This window comes from Nitrospiraceae bacterium, assembly GCA_020632595.1.
Lineage (GTDB): Bacteria > Nitrospirota > Nitrospiria > Nitrospirales > UBA8639 > Nitrospira_E.
In genome coordinates this window covers 58,964-80,743 of record JACKFF010000010.1, presented here as the reverse complement: position 1 = coordinate 80,743, position 21,780 = coordinate 58,964, and the positions used below count along the sequence as shown (strand labels likewise).

Sequence of the window (21,780 nt, the reverse complement as noted above, 5' to 3'; positions counted from 1 at the left end):
GGATCAGGAACCCGATACGCGGGTTCCCAAAACACGGGCTTGATCTTATTCAACGTTCTCGTTAAAAAAGACCGTGGAGTTCATGATGCCCTGTCATGATCTTATAGAAGACGACCCAGTTGTATGCGGAAAATTTTGAACAGAAGGTGTGCTGGGTAACGGTTCAAAAGGATGGTGCGGTAACTACATTTGTCTTTTTCCTACTCAGGAATATCATCTTTACGATTTTTGGCATTATGCGTGCTGAACTTTAGAGGATATATCTTGACCCAATCCTCAATTTCACATTTAAAAAATTGGGAGGGAGGAAAATGTTCAAATTATGGTGGCTCATACTCGCAGGTCTTCTTTTGGTGTTGACAGGGTGCGTAACCGGCAAATCAAACAAGGGAAGAAGTCAAGTAGTCGATCCTATTAAGGCAAGATGTGAAAACGACCAAAAACAGGTTTTCACTGTCTATTTGGATATGACAGCAGATTGGGCTTGTAAAACTACCGGTATGTGTGCCCATGCGGAAAGGGTGGAAATAGTAGTCCCGCATCCGGCGGAAATTAACCTAACCAAATATAAAACCGTGGCCTTTACCGAAATTGGCGGCAATTACGGTGAATCGTTTGCCGCAGCCGTTAAGTCACAGATGATCGGCAAGGATAATCTGACCGTGATGGATCGCACGCAATTAAACAAGATTTTACAAGAATTGGGCATGACCCAAGAGGATCTCTTCGATTCCGAAAAACGCGCTCAATTGGGGAGGCTTTTGCCTGCGGCTGCGTTGGTTATGGGGAAAGTGGAGGGTGATTATAGAAAAGAAAAAAGAACAAAGAGAGAAACCTGTTATACCGCTAAAATCCCGTATCCCTGCACCAAGGAATTTGACGTTGGTGTGGCAAATATGACTGCGGATATTAACGTAGTCGAAGTTGATACGAGCGCGACGATACAGGTTAAACATCTCACGGCAACAACGGGGGATGATACTGACAAAATATTCAATCTCGGGAAAATGCTGAATCCAACAGAAATGCACGAGAAGAATCTTCAAGAAATTGTGTCTGATATGACGAAAGCCGTTGTGCCTTATAGCACAAAAGAAGAGGTAATTTTCTATGTCGACAAGGATATTCCCACCCTGGAAAGGGGTATTGTGGATGCCGAAGCGGGCGATCTTGAAAAAGCCAAGGAAGTTTTTTTAAAAGCCATTTCCGACAACGAAGCCAATAAAGCCATTTCTCAAAAAACTCTTGCCAGAGCGTACTTTAATCTTGGTGTGGTTTATTTGCATACAAAAGAATTTGACGAGGCGGTGAAATCGTTTGAAACCGTTGACGACCTTGCCATCAAAGCCTTCCCTGCGGCACAAATGCGTAAGTTGACCAAATGTTACGAGGATGAATACAAAAAAATGGGTGAACAGCAAGTAGTTTCAAAGTAGAGGTTGAGACTCTCGCATTGGACTCCAGAAGAGAAGTGGAAAGGTTTCTCAGGGGGCGAGAAATGGGCTTACTCCCCGGTTAGGAACAGGCCTTTTTAAAAATTCCGGATTGGACGCTGAGATGCCTCAACGTGCATGGACCATCGGACTGTTTATCTCCCTGGTGTTAACAGGCTGTACCAATGTGCAAATTCTTAAAGAAACCTCACAGCCGACCAGGCCTGATTGGCTTTCTCAATTGCCCAGGGATGATGCGTTTTTTTACTACATCGGTTCCAATACAGGTGCGAAAACCTTAGCGGATGGAGAAAGTGCGGCCAGAAAAGACGCCTTGGTCAAAGTCGCCGAGTATCTTGGGATTGATATTAATGCGCAACTGGATATGACCATGACGGAGACTGATCAATCCGTGAAAGAGCAACTGAAGACCAAGACCGACGCCCTGATATCTCAAGCAACCATTGTGGATTCTTATCATGAAAAAACTATCCGAACGACTCATGACTTTAAGAAGGAAATGTTTGATGTGTATCTGTTGTTGAAATATCCTAGGGAAGAAGCCCAAAAAGAATTGGTCCGGCGGGAAACTGAAACCCGCAATAAAGCACAGGCGGCCTTTAATTTATATCAATCCGGAAAAGTCCAGGAATCTCAGGGCAATTATCGTCAAGCGCGTCAGTTTTTTCATGAGGGGATGGATATCCTCAGTCAAATTCCTACGGTCGTTTCCCTTGATCAGCCTGAAGTGGATAATACGCGGGAACTGGCCAGTCTGCTCAAAAGTGAAGAGCGTAATGCAATTGCGAATCTTCGGCGTGTCGTGGTGTGGGTTCAGGAAACCAATCTGGATCAGGTCCATTCCCCCTCGATTTTAGGGGCAAGTCTTCAAGCAATTCTCACCAAACATGAATTTTCTGTGGTTGATCAGCCCATTCCGCATTCCACTCTGGATGCTGAACCATTGGTCCGAGATAAAAAAGTGCTTGAGGCACTCAATGCACAAGGTGTCCGGTTTTTGATCGTAAGCCAGGCGCATACCATTTTCAGCAGTACTGCGATGAACAAACATTTCTACAAGGCGCAAGGCATGCTTTCAGTCTTTAGCACTCAAACGGGTGAAATACTCATTACGATTCCCATTGATAGTCAGGGATACCATCAGGATCGTCCTCAAGCCGGTCTCAATGCCCTGAGGGAAGCTGGAATATCCGCCGGAGAAAAACTCGTAAAAGAATTACTTGCTAAAGAAGGGGTTTAGCCTTATTTGTGTGAATCACCCAACTAAGGAATGCTTGAAGTAGGAACACTCATCGATGTCGCAAAAGTCTGTTTATCTTCGTCTTTTTCGGATTTCTGCCTCCATGTCTTCCATTTGCGATTCCAGATCCTCTTCGACCCGTTCGAATCCTTTGACTAACCGGTCTAGGCTGAATGGCCGCAAGGGAGGAAGGCCAGGTCCTGATTCAGGTTGGGCTTCCGGTTGGTTGACCAAAATCTGATCGGGTTGTGATTTTGTGACCTTATGGCTCTGAGCATCTGGTGGGGGAGGGGGTTCCTGGTTTTTTGGATTTGTGATAGGGGGCGTACCGGGGTGATCGGTTTGCCCTGCGTAAGTCAACTGAACCCCCTGCCTTGAAAGCCAATCCTTGGCTACATTTGATTTTATGGCAAAATTGATGCTGGTAATCGCTAACCCGTCTTTAGACTTTCGTTGAATAAAACTATTAATGCCAATCTGATTTCCCAGCATGTCGATAAGCGGTCCCCCGGAATTCCCCCGGTTAAGGCTCGTTTCCGTTTGAAAAATGTCCCAGCCAGGCATTCCCCCATAATCTTGCCATTCAGCGCTGATGACTCCGGTGGTGAGGCTCCATAATCCTCCTCTTTCGGGATGCCCAATGGCCACTACCCGAGACCCAATGGTGATGTGATCCGGATCACCGAGTGCTAAAACGGAAAGGGATGAGGGAGGGTCAACGATTTTTAAGAGGGCTAAATCATAGGCTTCGCTGGATGCCACGATCTTTGCTTTGTACTGATTGGACAGGTTTTTTTTATTATCCATGGCCCCAACGACTTTCTCGGGTTTAAGGACGACCAGGATGATTTGATGGGGAGACTTGGCCTCTTCGTTAAAAATAACATGATTATTGGTTAAGACGTGTCCCGTGGAATCGATGATGGACCCCGTCCCCGTTCCACCTGAGTCTTTCGTTAAGGCAATCACCAGTACCGTTGCAGGAGAGGCTGCCTGATAGATCTGAGCAGTTGATAGCTCGGTGGCGGACACATTTATATATGGCCCCCAAAAAATGGCCCCCACGCATATTAAAAAGGCTTGCTTCCATGTCAACAGAGTCCGGGAATTTAATTTCCTATGAAGGTTCATCGCGCCTCCTCTGCTTACACCTTACATTGCTAGAGGGTAGAAAGGATGTGACATGATTCAGACTACTTCGAATGTGATTTCCTTTTTACTGTACATCCCACCTGTATCGGCAATGCTGATACGGACTCGGTGTTTGCCCTTGGGGATCTTCGCTTCCTTTACGTGAATGCCTTGCGGGGAGCTATAGTCCCTGACCCGATCCGTGATATCAATCGAAATAAATTTTACGACGCTTACTTTCAAAGTGGTGATGTCCACAGGCTCGTTTTGGGGAGAAAATTTGATATTAACCTCTATAGGTGCTTCTGCCTGATCCCCTTCTTTGGGTGTAATCACCTCGATGAGAGGGCCTAAATGTAACTCATCGCCTTCTATTTGGGATGGCGAATCTCCCGAAACTTCTGGTAACGGGGCCATGGCGGCTTCTTCGGGTGTTATCAGCCATCCGTTCTGATCGATTTCTATTTTTGCCAGAGTATTGTTGGGGGAGGGCACCATGATGATGAGCAGGAGGAAGGGAAAAAACTTGGACTTTTGGAATATTGAATTCCGCATGGGCAGGTCTCCTTCTTCGAAGATTTTCCCTTAAAGCTTAAGAGGCATGTACATTAACGTGTAAACCGTGCCTTTCTACCCATAGTGCTTATTGTCGCCAGTGTGAGCCCATTCGTCACGGACTTGCGTATTTTCCAAGATGACATCACTGGGGAAACCGGCAGCCCCTCCATTCCCCTGTGACACAACCGGCTAAAATCCAGAGGGCCCAAAGATGTCATTTTTGATTTCTAATGCCTGCCTTCCAATTTTCAAACTATTTTTTCGTTTGAAGTTCTTCATTCAATTCCTTGTGAGCATTATCCGCATTTTTTCGGACAAAATCCCGCATTTTGGCATCCAATTCCTTGAATTTGCTGTCGGCTGCCGCATAGGAATCCATGGCTTCTATGACTTTTTCGATATCCAGTCTGCACAACGCATAGGCTTCATTGCGCAGAGGGTGTTCCCAATACTCAACGATCTCAGCACCAACGAGACTGGCTTCTGTTACCTGTTTCATTGTGTCCTGTATATGCTGTTCGACACTGGTTTGGGAGAGATCTCCCGCTGTTGTTTCTGCAAGATATTGTTTTTGTAGGCCCGCCACATACACGTTGAGGGTTGCGGCTAAATCATTGCGGGCCTGTCCTTCGGCGGCGCGGCGTCTTAGGGTAGGGTTACGAACCCCAGAAGCACTTCCCACTCCATAAAGGACTTTGCGTTCTCCACTAAAGGCCGCCCCTTTTTGACTCACCCACTCTGGTAAGCCCTCGACATTTTGAATCGGCGTGTCCACTCTTCCCAGTCCTTCGGCTTCTTGACCCATTGGTTTTTGTGATGCACAACCAGTCATGACGAGTAAAATCCCAAGAACGGTCATTTGCAGTTTGATTGCCTTTGTCATAAGCATAATTTCTCCTCTGTTTGTTAGGCCCATCGTGTTGTTGTGCGATCCAATTTGATGGTTCTTGGAGAACCCTAAATTGATAGTTCCTATTCCAAATTTTGTTCCTGAAGGATTCAAATATCAGGTTTGATGAATAATCTCAAACTGAATTATTGTATTTTACGTTTTCAGAGTGATCAGAATTCTGAGACTTGCTGACTTTGGCACCTTCCCGCGCATTGCAAGGAAATTAAATTCAACCGTCAATGCCTTTGGTAATAAAAGCTTGCTGTAAATCTGTGACCCAATAAAAAAAAGGGTGAGAAACTTTTCTCACCCCTCCCTGGGCCCACTCTTTTCCATGAGATGTCCTTAGACTAAAATTTGTTATGAGCGTATGATACTCAAGTCAATGGCCAACTATATTTTTTGCATGTAATAAAATCAACAAAATATATGAGTCTTTGTGGCGGAAAACTCTGGTGTCGCCCCTACCCTAAAACGGGGGAAATGTCAGCGTCCCGTTTAACGTAATTGGTGGAGCAGATGTGCTCGAAAGGTCTAATACCGTATTGGAGAAGCTTACTGTTCCCGCTGCTTGGTTTACGGTTACCCCCCTGCAAGTCCCGGGGGCCGTGGGTAATCCCTGTCCCACAAATGACCCGCTGCAACTCCAGTCGGTTGCACTACTGGAATCACCAGCCACAAATAGAATACCAGTGGAAAAAATTTCTCCCGTTATATAATTGAAACTTATCGTAAGCGCCTCAAGATGAAAGTTTTTGGTTACATTTTCAATCCAGGATACTACGCCCATAAGGAGTGAAGTATCCTTTGAGACAAATGGGGAACGCGCCACAAAGGTGCCACCAATGGAAGCGGGCCCACCGGAAATCGTCAAGGTCCCTCCTCCATTCCCGCCTGTGGGAGGAGGGGAAGGTGAATTGATCGTTAGGCTGAATAATTCCTGCGCCGACTGCGAAGGGTTTCCACTATCCTGCACTCGGATTGTCGCGAGGAATTTTCCTGCTGTGGTTGGGGTGCCGCTGATCTGTCCGGTGGATGGATTGAGTGTAAGTCCTGGTGGTAAGGACCCCGAAAACACCGTCCATGAAAACGAGGGCGTTCCCCCGGATTTTGCGAGCGTGATGCTATAGGATTTGTTCACCGTTCCTGCGGGCAAGGTCGATGCGGTGGTGATACGAAGCGGCGAAGATACCGGCCGTCCGGCAATGATCCAATCTGTGGAGACTGTTCCCGGGAATGCCTCGGACGCGATCGTCAAACCATTCAGCAGCCAACAAACCACGGCGCCGGACGTGGTGTTGTACCAAATCACATCGGCCTTGCCATCGCCATCGGCATCGCCCACCTGCGCAATCTGCCATTGCGACGGCAATCTATCCACGATGCCTGATGAGGCTATAGAGGTGCCGTTCAACAGCCACACCGCCACGTCGCCGCTATTGGTGTTGCGCCAGATGAGGTCGGCCTTGCCATCGCCGTTGACATCGCCCACCCCCGCGATCTGCAAATCCGGTGAGACGTTGCCGGGGAAGCCTGAGGACGTCATGGTTAATCCGTTCATCACCCAGATGGCCACCGCGTTGCTTGTGCCATTGCGCCAGATGAGGTCCGCCTTGCCATCGCCGTTCACATCACCCACTCCCGCGAGCTGCCAGGCGAGCGACACCTTCCCCAAAAATCCCGAGGCGGCAATCCTGGTCCCGTTCATCAACCAGATCGCCGTGTTGCCATCGTTGGAATTACGCCAGACGAGGTCGGCCTTGTCATCTCCATTCAAATCTCCCACGGCTTGCAGGCTCCATGCTGTCGGCACACTGGCGGGGAAGCCCACGGAGGTAATGGTCACCCCATTCATCAGCCAGATAGCCACGGTGGCGCTCGTGCTATGACGCCAGATGACATCTGCTTTGCCATCCCCATCCACATCGCCGATCCCCGCAATCTGCCAGGCTAGCGGCACGCCGCCCGGGAAGCCGGCCGATCCAATAATGGCTCCATTCAGCAACCAGATCGCGGTGCTGCCAGTCCTGGTATTTCGCCACAGCAGATCGCTGGTGCCATTGCCATCCAGATCGGTCTGGCCCGTCTTTTTTGTGTTTGTAATCGAAGAACCACGTTCATGTACAAAAATGTCTTCTACGTTATTTGTATCTCCCGATACTAAATTAGGGGCATCGGACACAAAAGCGATGATGCGCCCATCTCTGCTGGCTGCGCCAAATTGACTATCTCCATTGGCTTCTCCACCGTTCGTATTAATACTCACTCGGCTGGTTTGTTTTATCTGGCGGTCGTGCACAAACACATCCCAGGCGCCGTTGGTATCCCCGGGCACTAAGTTGGTGGCTTCCGAATAAAACGTTACATATCGGCCGTCTGAACTTATGTTAATCCCTCCACTTGAGCCATCAGCTTGTACGCCGTTGGAATCTACACTTACGCGAGTCGTTTGCCCTGTCTGGCGGTCATGTACAAAAATGTCCACATTCGAACCAAAAGGCCCTCCGTTGGTGTCTCCGGGAACAAGGTTACTGGCTTGTGAAAGAAAGGGTACAAAACGCCCATCCGGGCTAATAAAGGAGGCAAGAGTGTGATTATTCCCCTGGATTCCACTGGCATTCAAGCTAACGCGCGTGGTTTGTCCCGTTTGCCGGTCATGCACAAACGCATCCCAAAATCCGTTGGTATCGCCTGGGACCAGATTGTCGGCATCGGAAGTGAAAGCCACGAACCGCCCGTCATCGCTGAAAAGTCCAGCGCCACTGAAAGAATTGCCTTGTGTTCCAGTGGAACTCACACTAACGCGCGTGGTTTGTCCCGTTTGCCGATCCCTTACAAACACATCGAACACACCATTGGTATCCCCATCTACCAGATTTGTTGCTTCTGAATTGAACAAAATAAAACGCCCATCGGGGGTTGGATAGCCCGTATAACTCTTTAAATCACCCTGTACACCATTGGAGTTCACACTGATTCGGGTGGTTTCCTTGGTCAGCCGGTCATACAGGAAGGTGTCACTCACTCCATTGGAGTCTCCTGGAACTAAATTTGAGGCCTCTGATTCAAAGCCTACGAATCGCCCATCAGCACTTAACTCAGGATTTGAACTGTTACCATTGCTTTCATTGCCATTCGAGTCAACACTTACACGAATGGTTTCTCCAGTATTGCGATCGTGAAGAAATATATCCTGGAAACCATTGGAATCATTTGCCACCAAATTGGTAGCCTTCGATGGAAAGGCTACAAATCGTCCGTCCCCACTGATAACCGCATAAAAGGTATCCAAAAGACCGCTAGAATCATTACCTTCTTTACCATTCGAATTCACGCTTACCCGTGTGGTGGTTTGCGCATCCGCTTCTGGCGGCAGCCAGGGCCCCAGCAGAAGCATGAGCCCACAGATTAGAACCACGAGCGGGGCCTTCCTCTCGGGACTGTTCTGGAATGTGTTCATCAGCTGCTCTCCTTTTTCCCTACCCTTATTAAGGCTCATCGTGGAAGCGAGTTGGTAAGAAGCCGCGATATCACTCTCGTTTTTTGATGTGTTTTATATTTCTTCCTTACGCTCTGGCATTGCCCAACCTTTCTTTTCACCAGAACAAAAAAAGCGTGATAAACGGAATGTGTCCGCCTATCACGCTCCTCTGTGTTTTCTGTGCCCGCACCATGTGATCTCCCGAGTGGGAACGTCTTATTCCACTGTGCGCGGCCTCCTTGCCGAAAAATGTGAAACCTTTGCTGTTGAGGAATCTTTGCTCTTTGCGTGAATAAAATCAACATTATTTTTCCTCACCATTGAATTTTTCTAGCCGTCGATGTATGCCAGAAAATGACTGAGGCGGTGCCGGCTTTTATCTGATGATTGTAAGCGTCTAGATGATGCAGAAGGTGACAGTGGGTAGGCTGCCCAAGGGAGTGAGCAAACCGTTGATAGCAATGCCTCATACTAAATGTTGAGTCTTGTTAAGACCTGGCTTCTCTTCCTGGTCACAGATCTTTCGCTGGGAGCCTTGTCCTGAGCCTTGTCGAATGGGTCAGGGTACAATCTCAGAACCGAGGATGATCAATCTGGATTTCCACGGAAAAGAAAGCGGGTGGCCATTCATTTTTACAATGCAAAATATTTGAATTATTCGACTGCCTCTGAATGACAGGAGAAGGTTTGCTGAGGCCTGGATATTTCACCTGGGCCTAGATCCTTCGCTATTAGCTCAGGATGACAATCTTTGTCGGATTCCTGAGAGGGGAAATCTACTTTTTCCAAGTACCCTCTTGAATTTCTTGTCGTTGAGATCTGTCCAAGTGGATTCAATTGAATGGGGCGCTTCTTTTTATTAGGATTTAATCCGATATAATGACCATGAGGTTTGATAAATAATGAATGACTCTTACACCATTGGCACACTTCTCCTGGACCGTCTGTATAAATTGGGTCTGCATCATATTTTTGGCATTCCCGGCGATTATGTGCTGACGCTCTTTAAGCTCATTGAAGAATCACCTATCCGGCACATCGGAACCACCCGGGAAGATTGCGCGGGCTTTGCGGCGGATGCCTATGCGCGTATACATGGGATTGGCGGTGCATGTGTGACCTATTGCGTGGGTGGTTTGAATATGGTCAATGCCGTTGCCTGTGCGTATGCCGAGCGGTCGCCGGTGGTGTTGATCTCCGGCTCACCCGGGCTGAAGGAACGAGTCAATAATCCCTTCCTGCATCACATGGTCCGTGATTTCTCGACCCAGCGCGATGTCTTTGAAAAGATTACGGTGGCTTCCGTCGTGTTGGACGACCCTCATACTGCCGAACGGGAGATTGACAGGGCCTTGAAGGCGTTAATGCAATTTAAGCGGCCGATCTATTTGGAAATTCCTCGAGACCTCGTGATGACTCCCGTGCAGGTGGCCTCAACAACACCACCGACAGTCACGGACTGCCAGAGTGATCCAGCGGCACTCAAAGAAGCCGTCGCCGAAGTTCGCGGCATTTTGTCCGGTTCCGAACGTCCGCTTATTCTGGCCGGCGCCGAAATCCATCGATTCGGCCTTCAGGACCAATTGACCGAACTGGTCGAACATATGAATGTGCCCATCGCCACCACCTTGCTGGGGAAGTCCGTCCTTCGCGAAGACCATCCATTGAATATCGGGGTGTATGGCGGACTGGTGGGGCGGGAAGAAATTCTGGAGTTCGTGGAAAATGCCGACTGTCTGCTGACCCTAGGAACATTGCTTACTGATGTTGAAGACGTCAAAGCGCATGCCACGCTCCTGGCAGCAGGCCGGACCATTCATGCGACGGCGGACTCCATTGCTATCAAGCATCACACCTATGACGGTGTCCGCTTTGAAGATTTTGTTCGAGCGTTGGCGGCGTCCCCCTTGCCGTCGTTTCCGTCACGAGCGCTCCCGCCACGCGATAGCGTCCGGTTTGATCCACCCGGTCCGGAAGCGGCAGTGAGCCTTCGCAATGTGTTCGGATATTTGGATGGTTTGCTCAACGAGAAGACGGTGGTGATTGCCGATGTCGGGGAGTCGCTGTTTGCTGCTGCAGATCTGCGTGTACGAAAAAGTGCGGAGTTCCTGTCGCCGGCCTATTACACCTCCATGGGATTTAGTGTCCCCGCCGCTCTCGGGGCGGGGTTTGCTGATCCCGGCCTGAGGCCACTTGTGTTAGTAGGTGACGGCGCATTCCAAATGACCGGCACTGAGTTGTCCACCTGCATTCGCAATGGGCAGGCCCCCATTGTGGTGGTGCTGAATAACCGCGGCTATGGGACGGAACGGGAAATTCTCGAAGGTCCGTTCAATGACATCCATGAATGGCAGTACGAGAAGATTTGTGATGTATTGGGCGGAGGCGTGGGACATCGAGTGGGCACGTTCGGAGAGTTAGTTCACGCTTTGAGTGCTGCGGTTGATGATCCGAAACAGGTACATGTGCTGAATGTCCTGCTTGATCCTCGTGACCGATCCACCGCCATGAAGCGCGTTGCCCAGCGATTGGCCAAACGGATGGCAGGACAAAAGATCTGAGATTCATTCTTAGGTGTGATCTGCTATGAGCGCCGCACTAAGAAAAATTTTTTAAAAGAATTCGGCTTGGTTCGTGGTCGGAGCTGATTTCGGGACTCAAGCTGGGTGCCATGTTCTGCCTCTCAAGATCAGAGCGCCAAACCGTTTCCCTACAAGACGCACTGACGAGTCGTTTAACGTTCGACTGTTCATGCTCCCTCACCCTGGCCCTCTCCGAGGAGATTGGAGATATATTTGTTCAAAGTTGAAGTATTGTAGGGCTAACGAAGGAGTTTGTCGTAGTCGGCGTGAATTCCGATCCAAAACCACAGGACCCCATCCGAAACGTCAACGCCAATTGCGCGATAGTGTAAACCTACTCGATCTGACCAATAACGAGTGACTTTTTTGAAATGCAGAGAGGGATGACGTGGGTTAGTCTTTAGCTACTCAAAGGCCTTATCAGCAAGAACCTGAATGGGAGAAGGAAGAGACCGATAGCAAGAACAAAATTCAGGAGAGGCGTAGTGATTCAAAACTTGGTCGATTGTCCAGCTTTGTGGGCGAGAATATTTCGTTCAGCGATGGAATCAAGTTTTCCCGCCTCGACATCAGCGGTAAACTGAGCATCCCAGGCCTGGGCATCAAATGAGGCATACCATGCACGAAATTTGGCCAGTTCCTCGGGCGAGAGAGCCCTTATCTGTTGTTCAATCGATTCAACCTTACTCATGTAAATACCTCACAATATAAAAAAGGATATCAAGAGACATGGCTGCTGTCAGCTATCGATCATCGCATAATGGTAGCTTCTTCGGGCCACTCGGGTGTGCTAGGCCTTGCTATTATAATTTTCCCACCAAATGAAGCCTATGGAATCCCTGGTTATCCCTTAGCTACCTTTGCACGTAGCTCATGGGGGCTCTCATCTCACAATTCTCTGTAAACCCCTTTCATTTTTCCCTTTCACGATACACATCAAAAACCCTTGTCCTGATTGGTTGCGGGCTTGATTCATGCGCCCGTATAATATGCAGGTTTGAGACAATCTTTTCTTTTCAGCCAGGATAGGACCTTCCATATGAGTACCGAGACCGTCGAAAAAAATTCCAAAAACTACCCGATTCTCCGGAATTTGCAATATTCCCCCCTGAAGCAGGGGGAGGAGCAATACATTGTGTTGTGGGACCCTTCCGGTCTGTCTTCTGAAAAGCTGGTATTGCCGCTGAATTTTTTCTATCTGTTTCAGTTTTTTGATGGAGAACATTCCCTGGAACAGGTTGGTGCCGAGTATCTCAAGAAATATGGTGAATTTATGATGCCGGATCGCCTCACAAAATTGGTGAGCGATCTCGATGAGAAATTGTTTTTGGAGGGAGATCGATTAAAGCAGGTGCAAGCGCAAGCCTGTGAGGCCTATCGAAAGCTTGACTCAAGACCGATGGCGTTCGCCGGACAGCAATATGAATCCGATCCGGCTAAATTGCGAGCACAGATTGATGGGTTTTATTCCTCCAAAGAGGGTCCGGAAAAAGGAAAAGCGGAATGTGCCGGTCAGACGATTAAAGGTCTTGTCGCCCCGAATTTTCAATTAAAAGATGCCGGGCCCATTTACGCGTGGGGCTATCAGGAATTACGGGAAGGCCAGGTCCCGGATGTGTTGGTGTTGATCGGCACGTGCCATGCCGGTCTCGAAGGAGGCATCGCCTTTACGGATAAGGATTTTGAAACGCCGTTCGGGACCGTGCCGGTCAATCGCGCGATTATCGACTTAATCCGCAAAGAAACCGGTGAAACTTTTTTTGTGGAAGATATTGCCCATCTTCGAGAACATAGTTTGGAATTGCAACTGCCGTTTCTCAAGCATGCGCTGGGTGAAGGGCGGGAGATTTCCATTGTACCGATTCTCGTGGATTTTCCTCCTGAGACATTGACGGGTGGGGAGTATCAACAGCTTTTTCACCGCATTGATCAATTTCTCACGATTACAAAACGTGCGATCCAGGCCAGCGGGCAACAGGTGTGTGTGATTGGCAGCGCCAATTTGGCGCATATCGGGATTCGCTATGGAGACAAAACGCCTCCCACTGATTTTTCATTTCACCGATGTATGCAGATTGATCTGGAAATGTTGAAGAAAGTGGAAGAAGCGGACCCGGAAGGGTTTGCAGAGTTTATCTTAAAAGAGGGGAACCAGCGGCGCATATTAGGATTTGGGGTCATTTTTTCCCTCATGAAGATGCTCAAGCGTGATGGGGAGGATTTCAAAGGGCAGGTGCTGCGCTATGATCGGGGTATTACCGATCAGTTTAATTCAACGGTGACGTACGCCAGTATCGTGTTTGTCTAACGGGTCTGTTGAAAAAAAGCCGCCAGCGGCGTTCTCCCCATTTTTCCGTGCTCACGCATTACACATACGCTCTACGCGAAAAAGTGGCTGTGCCCTTCCCTTCGACATGACTCAGGGCAGGACTGGACGGACCCTTCGGGAAGACTCAGTGCATGCTTTTGGGAACCGACCCGAATCTTCCAAGAAGCCGTATGACTGTGCGACGTTTTGCCCTCGGAGATCAGTATTATTCAATACTCCCCTTAAGGGCTATTCTTCTGCTCTAATCTTCATCGGTACGGGTTCCAGCGGATTGTCCCGGCTGTCGCGTGCCACGGCGGCGATCTGATCCACCACTTCCATACCTTTCACCACTCTGCCGAACACCGTATACATGCGATCAAGACTGCTGGTGTCTTCCACGATGATATAGAACTGCGAGCCGCTATCGGAGATATCACGGGTGGCATCCGGATTTCGGGGAACTTTCGCCATGGCAACCGTCCCGCGACGGTGAGGTCGATCACTCGGTTCGGTCGGGAGGCTAAACCCCGGTCCCCCGGTGCCATGGAGTTCCCGGTCAGGATGTTTGCTCAATGGGTCGCCACCCTGGATCAGAAATTTCGGCACGACACGGTGAAATGTCGTGCCATCATAAAATTTCAGCCTGACGAGATTGAGAAAGCTTTCCACATGTCGGGGCGCGTCGTCCGTAAAAAATCGGATTTCTATATCCCCGAATTTGGTAGAGATAATGGCTTTGGGATTTTTCTTTTTGAATTGTAAGGGAGATGGTGTCGTCACGATTCTGGCACTTTACCAAGGGATTGCAAAGTTCATCAAGCATCACGGTCATTTGAGTGGAGAAGCAACACAGAAATATGTGTTGACAGGAGAAAATGTGTGCACTTCATGCATGGTATGGCTGTGAAAACGTCACGTCATTCGGAATGTCGTTTCGAGCAGATGACAACTTTTTTTCAGGTGATCTTCTCCCAGGAAATCGTGCTGGAGGCTCCGGCACTGCCTGTTCACATCAGAAGAGCGGAGCAGGGTCTGGAGTCTCGTGGCAATGGTGGAGGCTTTGAACCTTCGTTTCCGAATGATCCTGCCCACCCCTAATTTTTCAACCCGGGCGGCATTATCAAATTGGTCAAACGCCAGGGGTTGAATCACTTGCGGGGTGCCTGCTCGAAAGGCCTGGGAACAGGTGCCGATGCCGCCATGGTGAATGAGGGCCGCCGCATGCGGAAGGAGCCGGCTGAGGGGCACATAGGAAAAGTGCGTGATCCCCTTCGGGAGAAACGGAGGAAGTTGTTCCGGGTATCGCGTCAGAAAAATCGCCGGCCGTCCCAGTACCTGGCTGGCTTCGGCTGCCTCCTTGAAAAATGATCGCCCATGTTTATTGGCCGAGCCCGGGGTATAGATGAGGGGTTCGGGGTGTGCATCCAAAAAATTCTGTACGGTTGCGGGAAGCACACTGTCGGGAGCTTCATCATAGAGGGGAAAGCCGGTGACATGCGTTGCCGGTGGCCAGTCAGGTTGGGGAGCGGCAAACCACTCAGGAAACAGACCCAAAACCAGATCGGGTGAATGCAGCCAGTTGTGGAAGATCCGTGAGACTGGTGGCAGGCCGAGCTGACGGCGAAAATCATTGAGTTGGGGTTTCACGATAGGATCGATAAAGGTGTGATCCAGAAATTTCCACATGCCGTCCTTGACTGTAACGGGCAGCCAATCCGGAAGAGTCAGGCCGGGAATTTTGGGAGCCTGGTGAGCCGAGTGGAAGACACCTGGGGAAAAATGGACCGTGGCGTGAGGAATGTGGTGGGTTTCTTGAAGCAGGCGGGCGGCAAACCCCAGGGTGGAGCTGATCAGCAGGGTGTTTCCCGGGATGATCTTTGACTTGAGGAGCGTATAGGTTTCCCCCAAGGCGCTCGAGACGATCTGTTTCATGAGGAGCCGCCAGCCTTTGTGGGGATGCCACAAAGCAGGGTTGTTGGCTATCGCGTCATAGTCATCGGCCGTTCCCAACGGCGTAAACCCGACTCCCGCTTTCTGAACCAGTTCTTGGAAATGGGCACTGGTGAAGATTGTGACCCTATGCCCGCGTTGCTGGAGTTCTCTGGCCATTCCCACCAGGGGCAGGACATCCCCGTAACTCCCCACGGCCAGGATAAGAATCGTCATTGAAGTTGACCTGAGTTACCCTTGGAATTCCTCGTCTGCGAAGGCGAGATTGTTTGTCTGCCATCGTTTCAACCGGCAAAAGCCCCATGGCATATAGAGTCCGAAGGTGATGATCGTGAGCACCATGATCAGGAGCCAGGTCCCAAAAAATCCTAATCCCGTTCCGTGAAAGACGAGTTGGCGATTCCCGATGAAGGTGTGTTCTGAAATCCACCGCTGTTGAGCGGAATAGGCCCACGGAAAAAATAGGCCAAAGGTGATCACGGTCAACACCCACGTCCAGATAAATAACCATAAACAACTGAACCCTGTTCCGCGAAAATCAAAACGCTGATGATTCATGAGTTCCCTCATACGAAAAATGTGGAGAATTCTCCACAGCCTACCATGGGAAGACTTGTTGGTGAATAAATAAATACATAGGGACTGCTGAATATTGTAAAAATTTCGCCGCTTCATCAGCTTAGGAGGCAACGAGGCTCACCAGAGAAAAATAGTGGAGTGTTCAAAAAGGCTCGTCCAGCAAGGCCGCAGCCGCTTGGGCGAGCGGAGCGTACGAAGGAGTACGTGAGCACGGCCAAGGGGCGAGAACGCCGGTGGCGGCATTTTTCAACACTCCCACATAAGATTTTTCTGCCGGTGGGTTGAGAGCTGAGGGGAAGCGTTATGTGCTCTGTGAGAGCATCCCAAGAAGTGGAGCGAGCGGAATCCGAAGAGAATTTCAGGATATCTAGAGATTGACCTTCTTCCCGGAGTCATACTAGCGTACCACTTATGACGAAATACCGGGACAGTCCGGGTTGGAACGGCTGTCCTTTCTTCGGTCTTCAGGAAAAAGGAGGACATTATGAAAAAAGTAGCCGTGATTCTTTCAGGTTGTGGATTTTTAGATGGTGCTGAAATTACCGAAGCCATTAGCACGCTCATTGCTATTGGCCAAAACGGAGCTGCCTATGAGGTGTTTGCCCCGAATAAAGATGTTGAGGAAACCAATCACCTCACTCAAAAGCCCACCGGACAGAAACGAAATGTCTTACAGGAGGCGGCCCGGATAGCTCGTGGTGAGATTCAGCCATTAGAACAACTCAAGGCCAAGGATTTCGATGCCCTGGCCTTTCCTGGAGGTTTTGGAGCCGCGTTGCACCTTTGTAACTTTGCAGAAAAGGGGAGTGGTGGCCAAATTGATCCGCAAGTGGCCAGGGTCGTGAAGGAATTTGCTGACAGTCAAAAGCCCATTGCCGCGATTTGTATTGCTCCGGCTATCATGGCCTTGGCTTTGGGAAAAAAAGGCGTCAATGTGACCATTGGAGAAGACGCCGGAACCGCATCTGAATTAGAAAAAACCGGCGCCAAACATCAGAATTGCGCGGTGGAACGATATGTCGTGGATCACAGCAATAAAGTCATCACCACGCCCGCCTATATGTATGGATCAGCCAGGCCCCACCAGATTTTTGCCGGTGTCAGTGGGGCGATTGCCGAATTGATTAAGATGGCCTGACGGCAGGGGACGAGTCCAGATAAAGAGTAAAAATCCGGTGCTGATGCAGACAAGAAAAATTGTGCGGAGAGCCGAAAAAGGAAAAAACAGGAAGGAGCACCCGAAAAGTCCAATCATGAAGGCCGTTGCCGTGACTTTCGTGTTCTGATTAATACTGCCTTCATGCTGCCAATTCTGTATCATCGGGCCCAACAGGGGTTGATGGAGCAGCCATGAATGAAGGCGCGGAGAACTTTTGGAGAAGCATGAGGCGGCAAGCAGGACAAATGGCATGGTGGGCAGGAGTGGAAAAAATATCCCCAAAATCCCGAGAGCAAGGCTGACCCACCCTATGAGCAGCATAATAAATCGCACGGGAAAGGCTGACATGCTTATGAACCCCAATGGGGATGAGTCATGACTGGCGAAATTTTTTATGATTCCTTGTGAATGGTATCGGCCTTATTCAGGAAAAAATTGAAAGGGGCATTTGGGATGAGCCTGATGGTCTGTCAATGAGGACTTTGCTGTGCACTGTACGACCACAACACGAGTTGTCGTCACGAAAGGCAACCTGATTTCCAAACGGCATGATCACACGTAAAGGAGGTGAAGATGGGACCCACAAAAGTCATTCCGAAAGAAGGTGCACTTTACGAAGTCAAAACCGGAAAGCTGGTTCAGGACGGTCTCCCGACACGAGCCGAGCAGGAGGCCTATGCGGCACAGCATTATGTAGTCCTGCCCGTCGTTGACAAGGCCGGAAAGCCATGGGCTCTTGATGGACAACCGGTGTTTTGCCTCCATGGAACGCAATTCGAAACCGTCCATGATCAAAAAGTCCATTTAGCCAGATGCCCTGATTGTGGGGGAATGGGGATCCGAGATGACGAACCGTTGGTGGAATCTGATTGTATCCGATGTATCCAATGCGGTCATGAGTTTGATACCAGGCTGGAGATGATGGAGAACTGAGAAGGGTAACAAGTGCTCTCTTGTCCTGGTCTAGAGCCAAAAGGCGAGTACTAGCGTTCTCAAGGGCTACCATAAAGGCCACGGCCATTTTGTCAGAAAATTTCAACGAGCGCGAATGGGGGTGGGGTCGAACCCGGTTCTTCGTGGGAGGCGACGAATCTGCCTCCCACGAAGAGAGGAGCATGAGGTCGTAGTAGAGATTTGAGGTTATGCTCTCCTTGACTATTTGCTGGCTGTATCGATGGCTTTGGGGCCTACCGAGGGCATCAGAGAAAGCTTCTTGGCTTCATCGCTCACTTCAAGAAGAGCAATGGCTCCCGTGAGGGCATCTTTCAGTGAGTGGGTCACGATCGGATAGACGCCTTTTTGTTCCACCACGACATCCAGAATGGCACCATCTGCCACACCGACGACCTGTGTTTGTATGCCCTGCAAACGGTTGGCGGGATTGCCACTTGGCCAGACCTCGTCCCAAATTTCGGCAATCGGATGGAGGGAGGAGAAATTATTTGGCCCGATGTTGACAAAATAAAACCGTACCCGATCCCCTGGTTTGGCCGTGAGGAACTCTCCGCCCTTTGAAGCATGAACAGGGTCATATTTAAATATTCCGCCGTTAAACACCACATGATCGTTTTTCCCTGCCATCATCGCTGAGACGTCGTCCGGATCTGAGGTGAATAATTCCGATTGTACCAGCACATATTCCCTGTCGGCCTTGGGCATTGTCAGGGGATCCTTGGGGTCCACAATCACGGCCCCGAACATGCCGCGGGCAATATGTTGAATCATGGGAAACGCGCCGCAGTGGTAGGCAAAGACGCCTGGCCGTTTCGCTTCCCAGACGTATTCCAAAGACTCCCCAGGGTTCACGTCACGGTAATTGGCGAGGAAATCCGTTTCCGCGGCATGGAAGTCCATGGAATGTGGGCGACCATTGCTCTCATGGTTTTTGAGGATGAAATGCACCTGGTCACCCTCGGTCACGCGAACGACGGGACCCGGAATCTGTCCGTTAAAGGTCCATGCTTTATAAGTGGTGCCTTTACCGTCAATGACGACTTCCGTTTCCACGGCGGTGAGTTCCACCTTCACCTTTTTAGCCTCGACTTGTGAGGCAAATGTGAGAAGACTTCCGGTCATGGCCATCAGCGCAATTCCCAACCCTATCCGGCCTGATTGTCGATTCTTCATTCTTCCATCCTTTCCAACGAACATAAATGTGATTAATGCGAGTGATGCCTGGCTATGTTTGCCGACAGATGCAACATATCCTGCTCAACCTTATTAGCAGATAGTGTGCCAAATATAATCAATGTATAAGTTATTGATTTTTATATAACTAATTGAATTTAGTTCAAGATGCTTTCAGCAATATTTTGTTTTTCAATAATATTTTGCTGTATTGCAACAAAATATTGTTTAATGTGAGAGGAGCGCAAAATTCTGTATGTTTTTCAATTTTTCAACACCCCCATAGGGATAATCGAGCCGATGAGCAATACTAAGGACAGTTATCTGGCAGAGATGCGGTTTCGGGCTGTAGCCCAGTCGTCGCACGATGCCATCATTATCGCGGATCAATCAGGGACCATCCTGTTTTGGAATAAGGGGGCCAAAGACATCTTTGGTTATGATAGCGAGGAGACCGTCGGTCGGCCCCTCACCATGCTGATGCCGGATCGCTACCGACAGGCGCATCAAGCCGGGCTTGAGCGATACAGCACCAGGGGAGAAACGCGAATTCTGGGAGAGACCGTTGAACTGAGTGGTTTGCGAAGAACCGGAGAAGAATTCCCCCTCGAACTCACGCTTTCGGCCTGGAAAGAAGAAGAGCGGCTCTTTTTCAGCGGAATCATTCGAGATATTTCTCAGCGAAAAGAAGCCGAAGAAGCCCTTCAGCGATCGGAAGAAAAATATCGGGCCATTTTTAATCAAGCGGTGGAGGGGATCTATCAGGCGACACCTGCCGGAGCCTTCCTCAATGCCAATGCGGCCCTGAGTCATTTGCTGGGATACGACTCCCCCCAAGCCCTGATGGAAACCGTCAAAGATATCGGTTCTCAACTCTATGTCGAGCCAACGAAGCGGGAGGAGTTTTGCCGGTTGCTGGAGCACCAGGATGTCATCACGGATTTTGAATCGCAGGTTTATCGGGCGGACGGCACACCAATATGGATTTCAGAAAATGCGCGGGTAATCCGCAACGCGGAAGGAGCCGTGCAGTGGTATCAAGGATTTCTGGTTGATATTAGCGGACGAAAACAGACAGAAGCCCTCCTGGAACGGCAAAACCGCTTGCAAGCGGAAAACCGGTACTTACAGGAAGAAGTCCTCGAAGCCGGGGCCTTCGGGGATCTCGTGGGGCAAAGCCCGGCCCTGCACAACGTGATCCGTCAAATCGCTCTCGTGGCACCCACGGAGGCTACCGTGCTGATTCTCGGTGAATCCGGAACGGGGAAAGAATTAGTTGCCAGGGAAATTCATAAACGCAGTCAACGGAAAGACCGGCCGTTAATCCGCGTGAATTGTGCCTCCATACCGCGGGACCTGTTTGAAAGTGAGTTTTTCGGCCACGTGAAGGGGGCCTTTACCGGTGCGGTCAAAGATCGGGCGGGGCGATTTGGCGCGGCGGATGGGGGAACTTTGTTTCTGGATGAGGTCGGCGAAATTCCCCTGGACCTCCAAAGCAAATTTTTGCGGGTCTTGCAGGAGCAGCAATTTGAACGCGTGGGCGAGGAACGCACTCGTCATGTGGACGTCAGAGTGATCGCTGCGACCAACAAGGACTTAAAACAGGAAGTGGAAAACGGTCGCTTCCGGCAGGATCTGTATTATCGCCTCAATGTTTTCCCGCTTGAAATGTCCCCGCTTCGCGAACGGAAGGAAGATATTCCCCTCTTAGCCGAGTATCTTCTCGGGGTCACATCAAAGAAGCTCCACTGTGCGCAACCGAAGCTGACGAAAGCTCTCCTGGGGCAATTGCAACGTTATAACTGGCCGGGAAATGTTCGGGAGTTGCAAAACGTTATCGAGCGGGGTCTGATTCTTTCCGAACGCCAGGGATTGGCATTCGATATCCCTCAGCCGGGAGGAGGACGAGCTTCTTCGCAGGCTCAGGAGTCCCATGCTTCCCTCATGGCACGGAGTGTGATGACGGAACGAGAAATTCGTTTTCGAGAACGGGAAAATACCTTGGCGGCCCTTGAACAGGCGGAATGGAGAATTTATGGAAAAGGCGGCGCGGCCGAACGACTTGGTATTAAACCCACGACGTTGGTTGCCCGCATCAAAAAAATGGGGATTGTAAAGGGAAGGTGAACACGCAAGGTGAACGTCGGAGTGTCGTTCTGCGTAATGACCACGCCTTACCCCTCACATCATGATTAGACTTCACTGGGCCCACCGGGAGCACAAGAAATTCGGCGGGAACGGCATGTTTTACCCCAGGCGCTGTTATTTTCTGGAATAGACACGCGTCTTGGACCTGTCCAACGCATCAGGATCGTA

The 21,780-nt window shown here is 49.8% G+C and carries 17 protein-coding genes; 7 read left to right on the top strand and 10 right to left on the bottom strand.

Annotated elements, in window-relative coordinates:
- The first annotated feature begins 311 nt into the window (after positions 1 to 311).
- The gene (locus tag H6750_16185) at positions 312 to 1,436 is read left to right on the top strand and encodes a tetratricopeptide repeat protein (GenBank protein MCB9775846.1); all 1,125 of its coding nucleotides are present in this window, start codon (positions 312 to 314) and stop codon (positions 1,434 to 1,436) included.
- Positions 1,437 to 1,557: 121 nt separating this feature from the next.
- Positions 1,558 to 2,694 carry a hypothetical protein gene (locus tag H6750_16180; protein ID MCB9775845.1) on the top strand — a complete coding sequence of 379 codons (1,137 nt, stop codon included), beginning with the start codon at positions 1,558 to 1,560 and terminating at the stop codon, positions 2,692 to 2,694.
- Positions 2,695 to 2,766: 72 nt separating this feature from the next.
- Here the strand turns inward: H6750_16180 and H6750_16175 are convergent, their stop codons facing one another.
- The 4 genes from H6750_16175 to H6750_16160 all read right to left on the bottom strand — a co-directional run bounded on the left by H6750_16175 (position 2,767) and on the right by H6750_16160 (position 8,735).
- Positions 2,767 to 3,825: a trypsin-like peptidase domain-containing protein gene (locus H6750_16175; protein MCB9775844.1), complete on the bottom strand. Its 1,059-nt coding sequence runs from the start codon at positions 3,823 to 3,825 to the stop codon at positions 2,767 to 2,769.
- A 57-nt stretch (positions 3,826 to 3,882) separates the two neighbouring features.
- Positions 3,883 to 4,380 (bottom strand): hypothetical protein, encoded by a 498-nt coding sequence (locus H6750_16170; protein MCB9775843.1) that lies wholly within the window; start codon positions 4,378 to 4,380, stop codon positions 3,883 to 3,885.
- 256 nt (positions 4,381 to 4,636) lie between these two features.
- A complete protein-coding gene (locus H6750_16165) occupies positions 4,637 to 5,272 on the bottom strand; it encodes an LPP20 family lipoprotein (GenBank protein MCB9775842.1) in 636 nt (211 codons plus the stop codon).
- A 472-nt stretch (positions 5,273 to 5,744) separates the two neighbouring features.
- Entirely contained in the window at positions 5,745 to 8,735 is a 2,991-nt protein-coding gene (locus tag H6750_16160; protein ID MCB9775841.1) for an FG-GAP repeat protein, read from the bottom strand.
- 923 nt (positions 8,736 to 9,658) lie between these two features.
- Between H6750_16160 and H6750_16155 the strand changes: the two genes are divergently transcribed.
- On the top strand, positions 9,659 to 11,317 hold the full coding sequence (locus H6750_16155) for an alpha-keto acid decarboxylase family protein (protein ID MCB9775840.1): 1,659 nt from the start codon (positions 9,659 to 9,661) through the stop codon (positions 11,315 to 11,317).
- Between the two features lie 511 nt (positions 11,318 to 11,828).
- Here H6750_16155 and H6750_16150 read toward each other — a convergent pair.
- Positions 11,829 to 12,029, bottom strand: a complete 201-nt coding sequence (locus H6750_16150) for a hypothetical protein (protein ID MCB9775839.1) — start codon at positions 12,027 to 12,029, stop codon at positions 11,829 to 11,831.
- Positions 12,030 to 12,377: 348 nt separating this feature from the next.
- On the opposite strand from H6750_16150, the gene amrB reads away from it, so the two are divergent.
- Positions 12,378 to 13,646 (top strand): AmmeMemoRadiSam system protein B, encoded by a 1,269-nt coding sequence (amrB, locus tag H6750_16145; GenBank protein ID MCB9775838.1) that lies wholly within the window; start codon positions 12,378 to 12,380, stop codon positions 13,644 to 13,646.
- Positions 13,647 to 13,895: 249 nt separating this feature from the next.
- Here the strand turns inward: amrB and H6750_16140 are convergent, their stop codons facing one another.
- From H6750_16140 to H6750_16130, 3 genes are all read right to left on the bottom strand, one after another.
- On the bottom strand, positions 13,896 to 14,381 hold the full coding sequence (locus H6750_16140; protein ID MCB9775837.1) for a peptidylprolyl isomerase: 486 nt from the start codon (positions 14,379 to 14,381) through the stop codon (positions 13,896 to 13,898).
- 180 nt (positions 14,382 to 14,561) lie between these two features.
- The gene (locus H6750_16135) at positions 14,562 to 15,815 is read right to left on the bottom strand and encodes a glycosyltransferase (protein ID MCB9775836.1); all 1,254 of its coding nucleotides are present in this window, start codon (positions 15,813 to 15,815) and stop codon (positions 14,562 to 14,564) included.
- A 15-nt stretch (positions 15,816 to 15,830) separates the two neighbouring features.
- Positions 15,831 to 16,157, bottom strand: a complete 327-nt coding sequence (locus H6750_16130; GenBank protein MCB9775835.1) for a DUF898 family protein — start codon at positions 16,155 to 16,157, stop codon at positions 15,831 to 15,833.
- Between the two features lie 505 nt (positions 16,158 to 16,662).
- On the opposite strand from H6750_16130, the gene elbB reads away from it, so the two are divergent.
- On the top strand, positions 16,663 to 17,316 hold the full coding sequence (gene elbB, locus H6750_16125) for an isoprenoid biosynthesis glyoxalase ElbB (protein ID MCB9775834.1): 654 nt from the start codon (positions 16,663 to 16,665) through the stop codon (positions 17,314 to 17,316).
- Here the strand turns inward: elbB and H6750_16120 are convergent.
- Positions 17,248 to 17,685: a YbaN family protein gene (locus tag H6750_16120; protein ID MCB9775833.1), complete on the bottom strand. Its 438-nt coding sequence runs from the start codon at positions 17,683 to 17,685 to the stop codon at positions 17,248 to 17,250. The two genes, elbB and H6750_16120, sit on opposite strands and share 69 nt — an antisense overlap.
- 225 nt (positions 17,686 to 17,910) lie before the next feature.
- Here H6750_16120 and H6750_16115 point away from each other — a divergent pair, with 225 nt between their 5' ends.
- Entirely contained in the window at positions 17,911 to 18,270 is a 360-nt protein-coding gene (locus tag H6750_16115; GenBank protein MCB9775832.1) for a hypothetical protein, read from the top strand.
- A gap of 222 nt (positions 18,271 to 18,492) precedes the next feature.
- On the opposite strand, the gene H6750_16110 is transcribed toward H6750_16115, so the two are convergent.
- A complete protein-coding gene (locus tag H6750_16110) occupies positions 18,493 to 19,464 on the bottom strand; it encodes a multicopper oxidase domain-containing protein (GenBank protein ID MCB9775831.1) in 972 nt (323 codons plus the stop codon).
- A 300-nt stretch (positions 19,465 to 19,764) separates the two neighbouring features.
- Between H6750_16110 and H6750_16105 the strand changes: the two genes are divergently transcribed.
- Positions 19,765 to 21,591, top strand: coding sequence for a sigma 54-interacting transcriptional regulator (locus H6750_16105; protein ID MCB9775830.1), 1,827 nt, complete (start codon positions 19,765 to 19,767; stop codon positions 21,589 to 21,591).
- Positions 21,592 to 21,780 lie beyond the last annotated feature (189 nt).

What these genes read in the sequence shown, in the direction of transcription:
- H6750_16185 (MCB9775846.1), top strand. Translation starts at nt 312, where the DNA reads ATGTTCAAATTATGGTGGCTCATACTCGCAGGTCTTCTTTTGGTGTTG.
- H6750_16180 (MCB9775845.1), top strand. Translation starts at nt 1,558, where the DNA reads ATGCCTCAACGTGCATGGACCATCGGACTGTTTATCTCCCTGGTGTTA.
- H6750_16175 (MCB9775844.1), bottom strand. Translation starts at nt 3,825, where the DNA reads ATGAACCTTCATAGGAAATTAAATTCCCGGACTCTGTTGACATGGAAG.
- H6750_16170 (MCB9775843.1), bottom strand. Translation starts at nt 4,380, where the DNA reads ATGCGGAATTCAATATTCCAAAAGTCCAAGTTTTTTCCCTTCCTCCTG.
- H6750_16165 (MCB9775842.1), bottom strand. Translation starts at nt 5,272, where the DNA reads ATGCTTATGACAAAGGCAATCAAACTGCAAATGACCGTTCTTGGGATT.
- H6750_16160 (MCB9775841.1), bottom strand. Translation starts at nt 8,735, where the DNA reads ATGAACACATTCCAGAACAGTCCCGAGAGGAAGGCCCCGCTCGTGGTT.
- H6750_16155 (MCB9775840.1), top strand. Translation starts at nt 9,659, where the DNA reads ATGAATGACTCTTACACCATTGGCACACTTCTCCTGGACCGTCTGTAT.
- H6750_16150 (MCB9775839.1), bottom strand. Translation starts at nt 12,029, where the DNA reads ATGAGTAAGGTTGAATCGATTGAACAACAGATAAGGGCTCTCTCGCCC.
- amrB (MCB9775838.1), top strand. Translation starts at nt 12,378, where the DNA reads ATGAGTACCGAGACCGTCGAAAAAAATTCCAAAAACTACCCGATTCTC.
- H6750_16135 (MCB9775836.1), bottom strand. Translation starts at nt 15,815, where the DNA reads ATGACGATTCTTATCCTGGCCGTGGGGAGTTACGGGGATGTCCTGCCC.
- H6750_16130 (MCB9775835.1), bottom strand. Translation starts at nt 16,157, where the DNA reads ATGAATCATCAGCGTTTTGATTTTCGCGGAACAGGGTTCAGTTGTTTA.
- elbB (MCB9775834.1), top strand. Translation starts at nt 16,663, where the DNA reads ATGAAAAAAGTAGCCGTGATTCTTTCAGGTTGTGGATTTTTAGATGGT.
- H6750_16120 (MCB9775833.1), bottom strand. Translation starts at nt 17,685, where the DNA reads ATGTCAGCCTTTCCCGTGCGATTTATTATGCTGCTCATAGGGTGGGTC.
- H6750_16115 (MCB9775832.1), top strand. Translation starts at nt 17,911, where the DNA reads ATGGGACCCACAAAAGTCATTCCGAAAGAAGGTGCACTTTACGAAGTC.
- H6750_16110 (MCB9775831.1), bottom strand. Translation starts at nt 19,464, where the DNA reads ATGAAGAATCGACAATCAGGCCGGATAGGGTTGGGAATTGCGCTGATG.
- H6750_16105 (MCB9775830.1), top strand. Translation starts at nt 19,765, where the DNA reads ATGAGCAATACTAAGGACAGTTATCTGGCAGAGATGCGGTTTCGGGCT.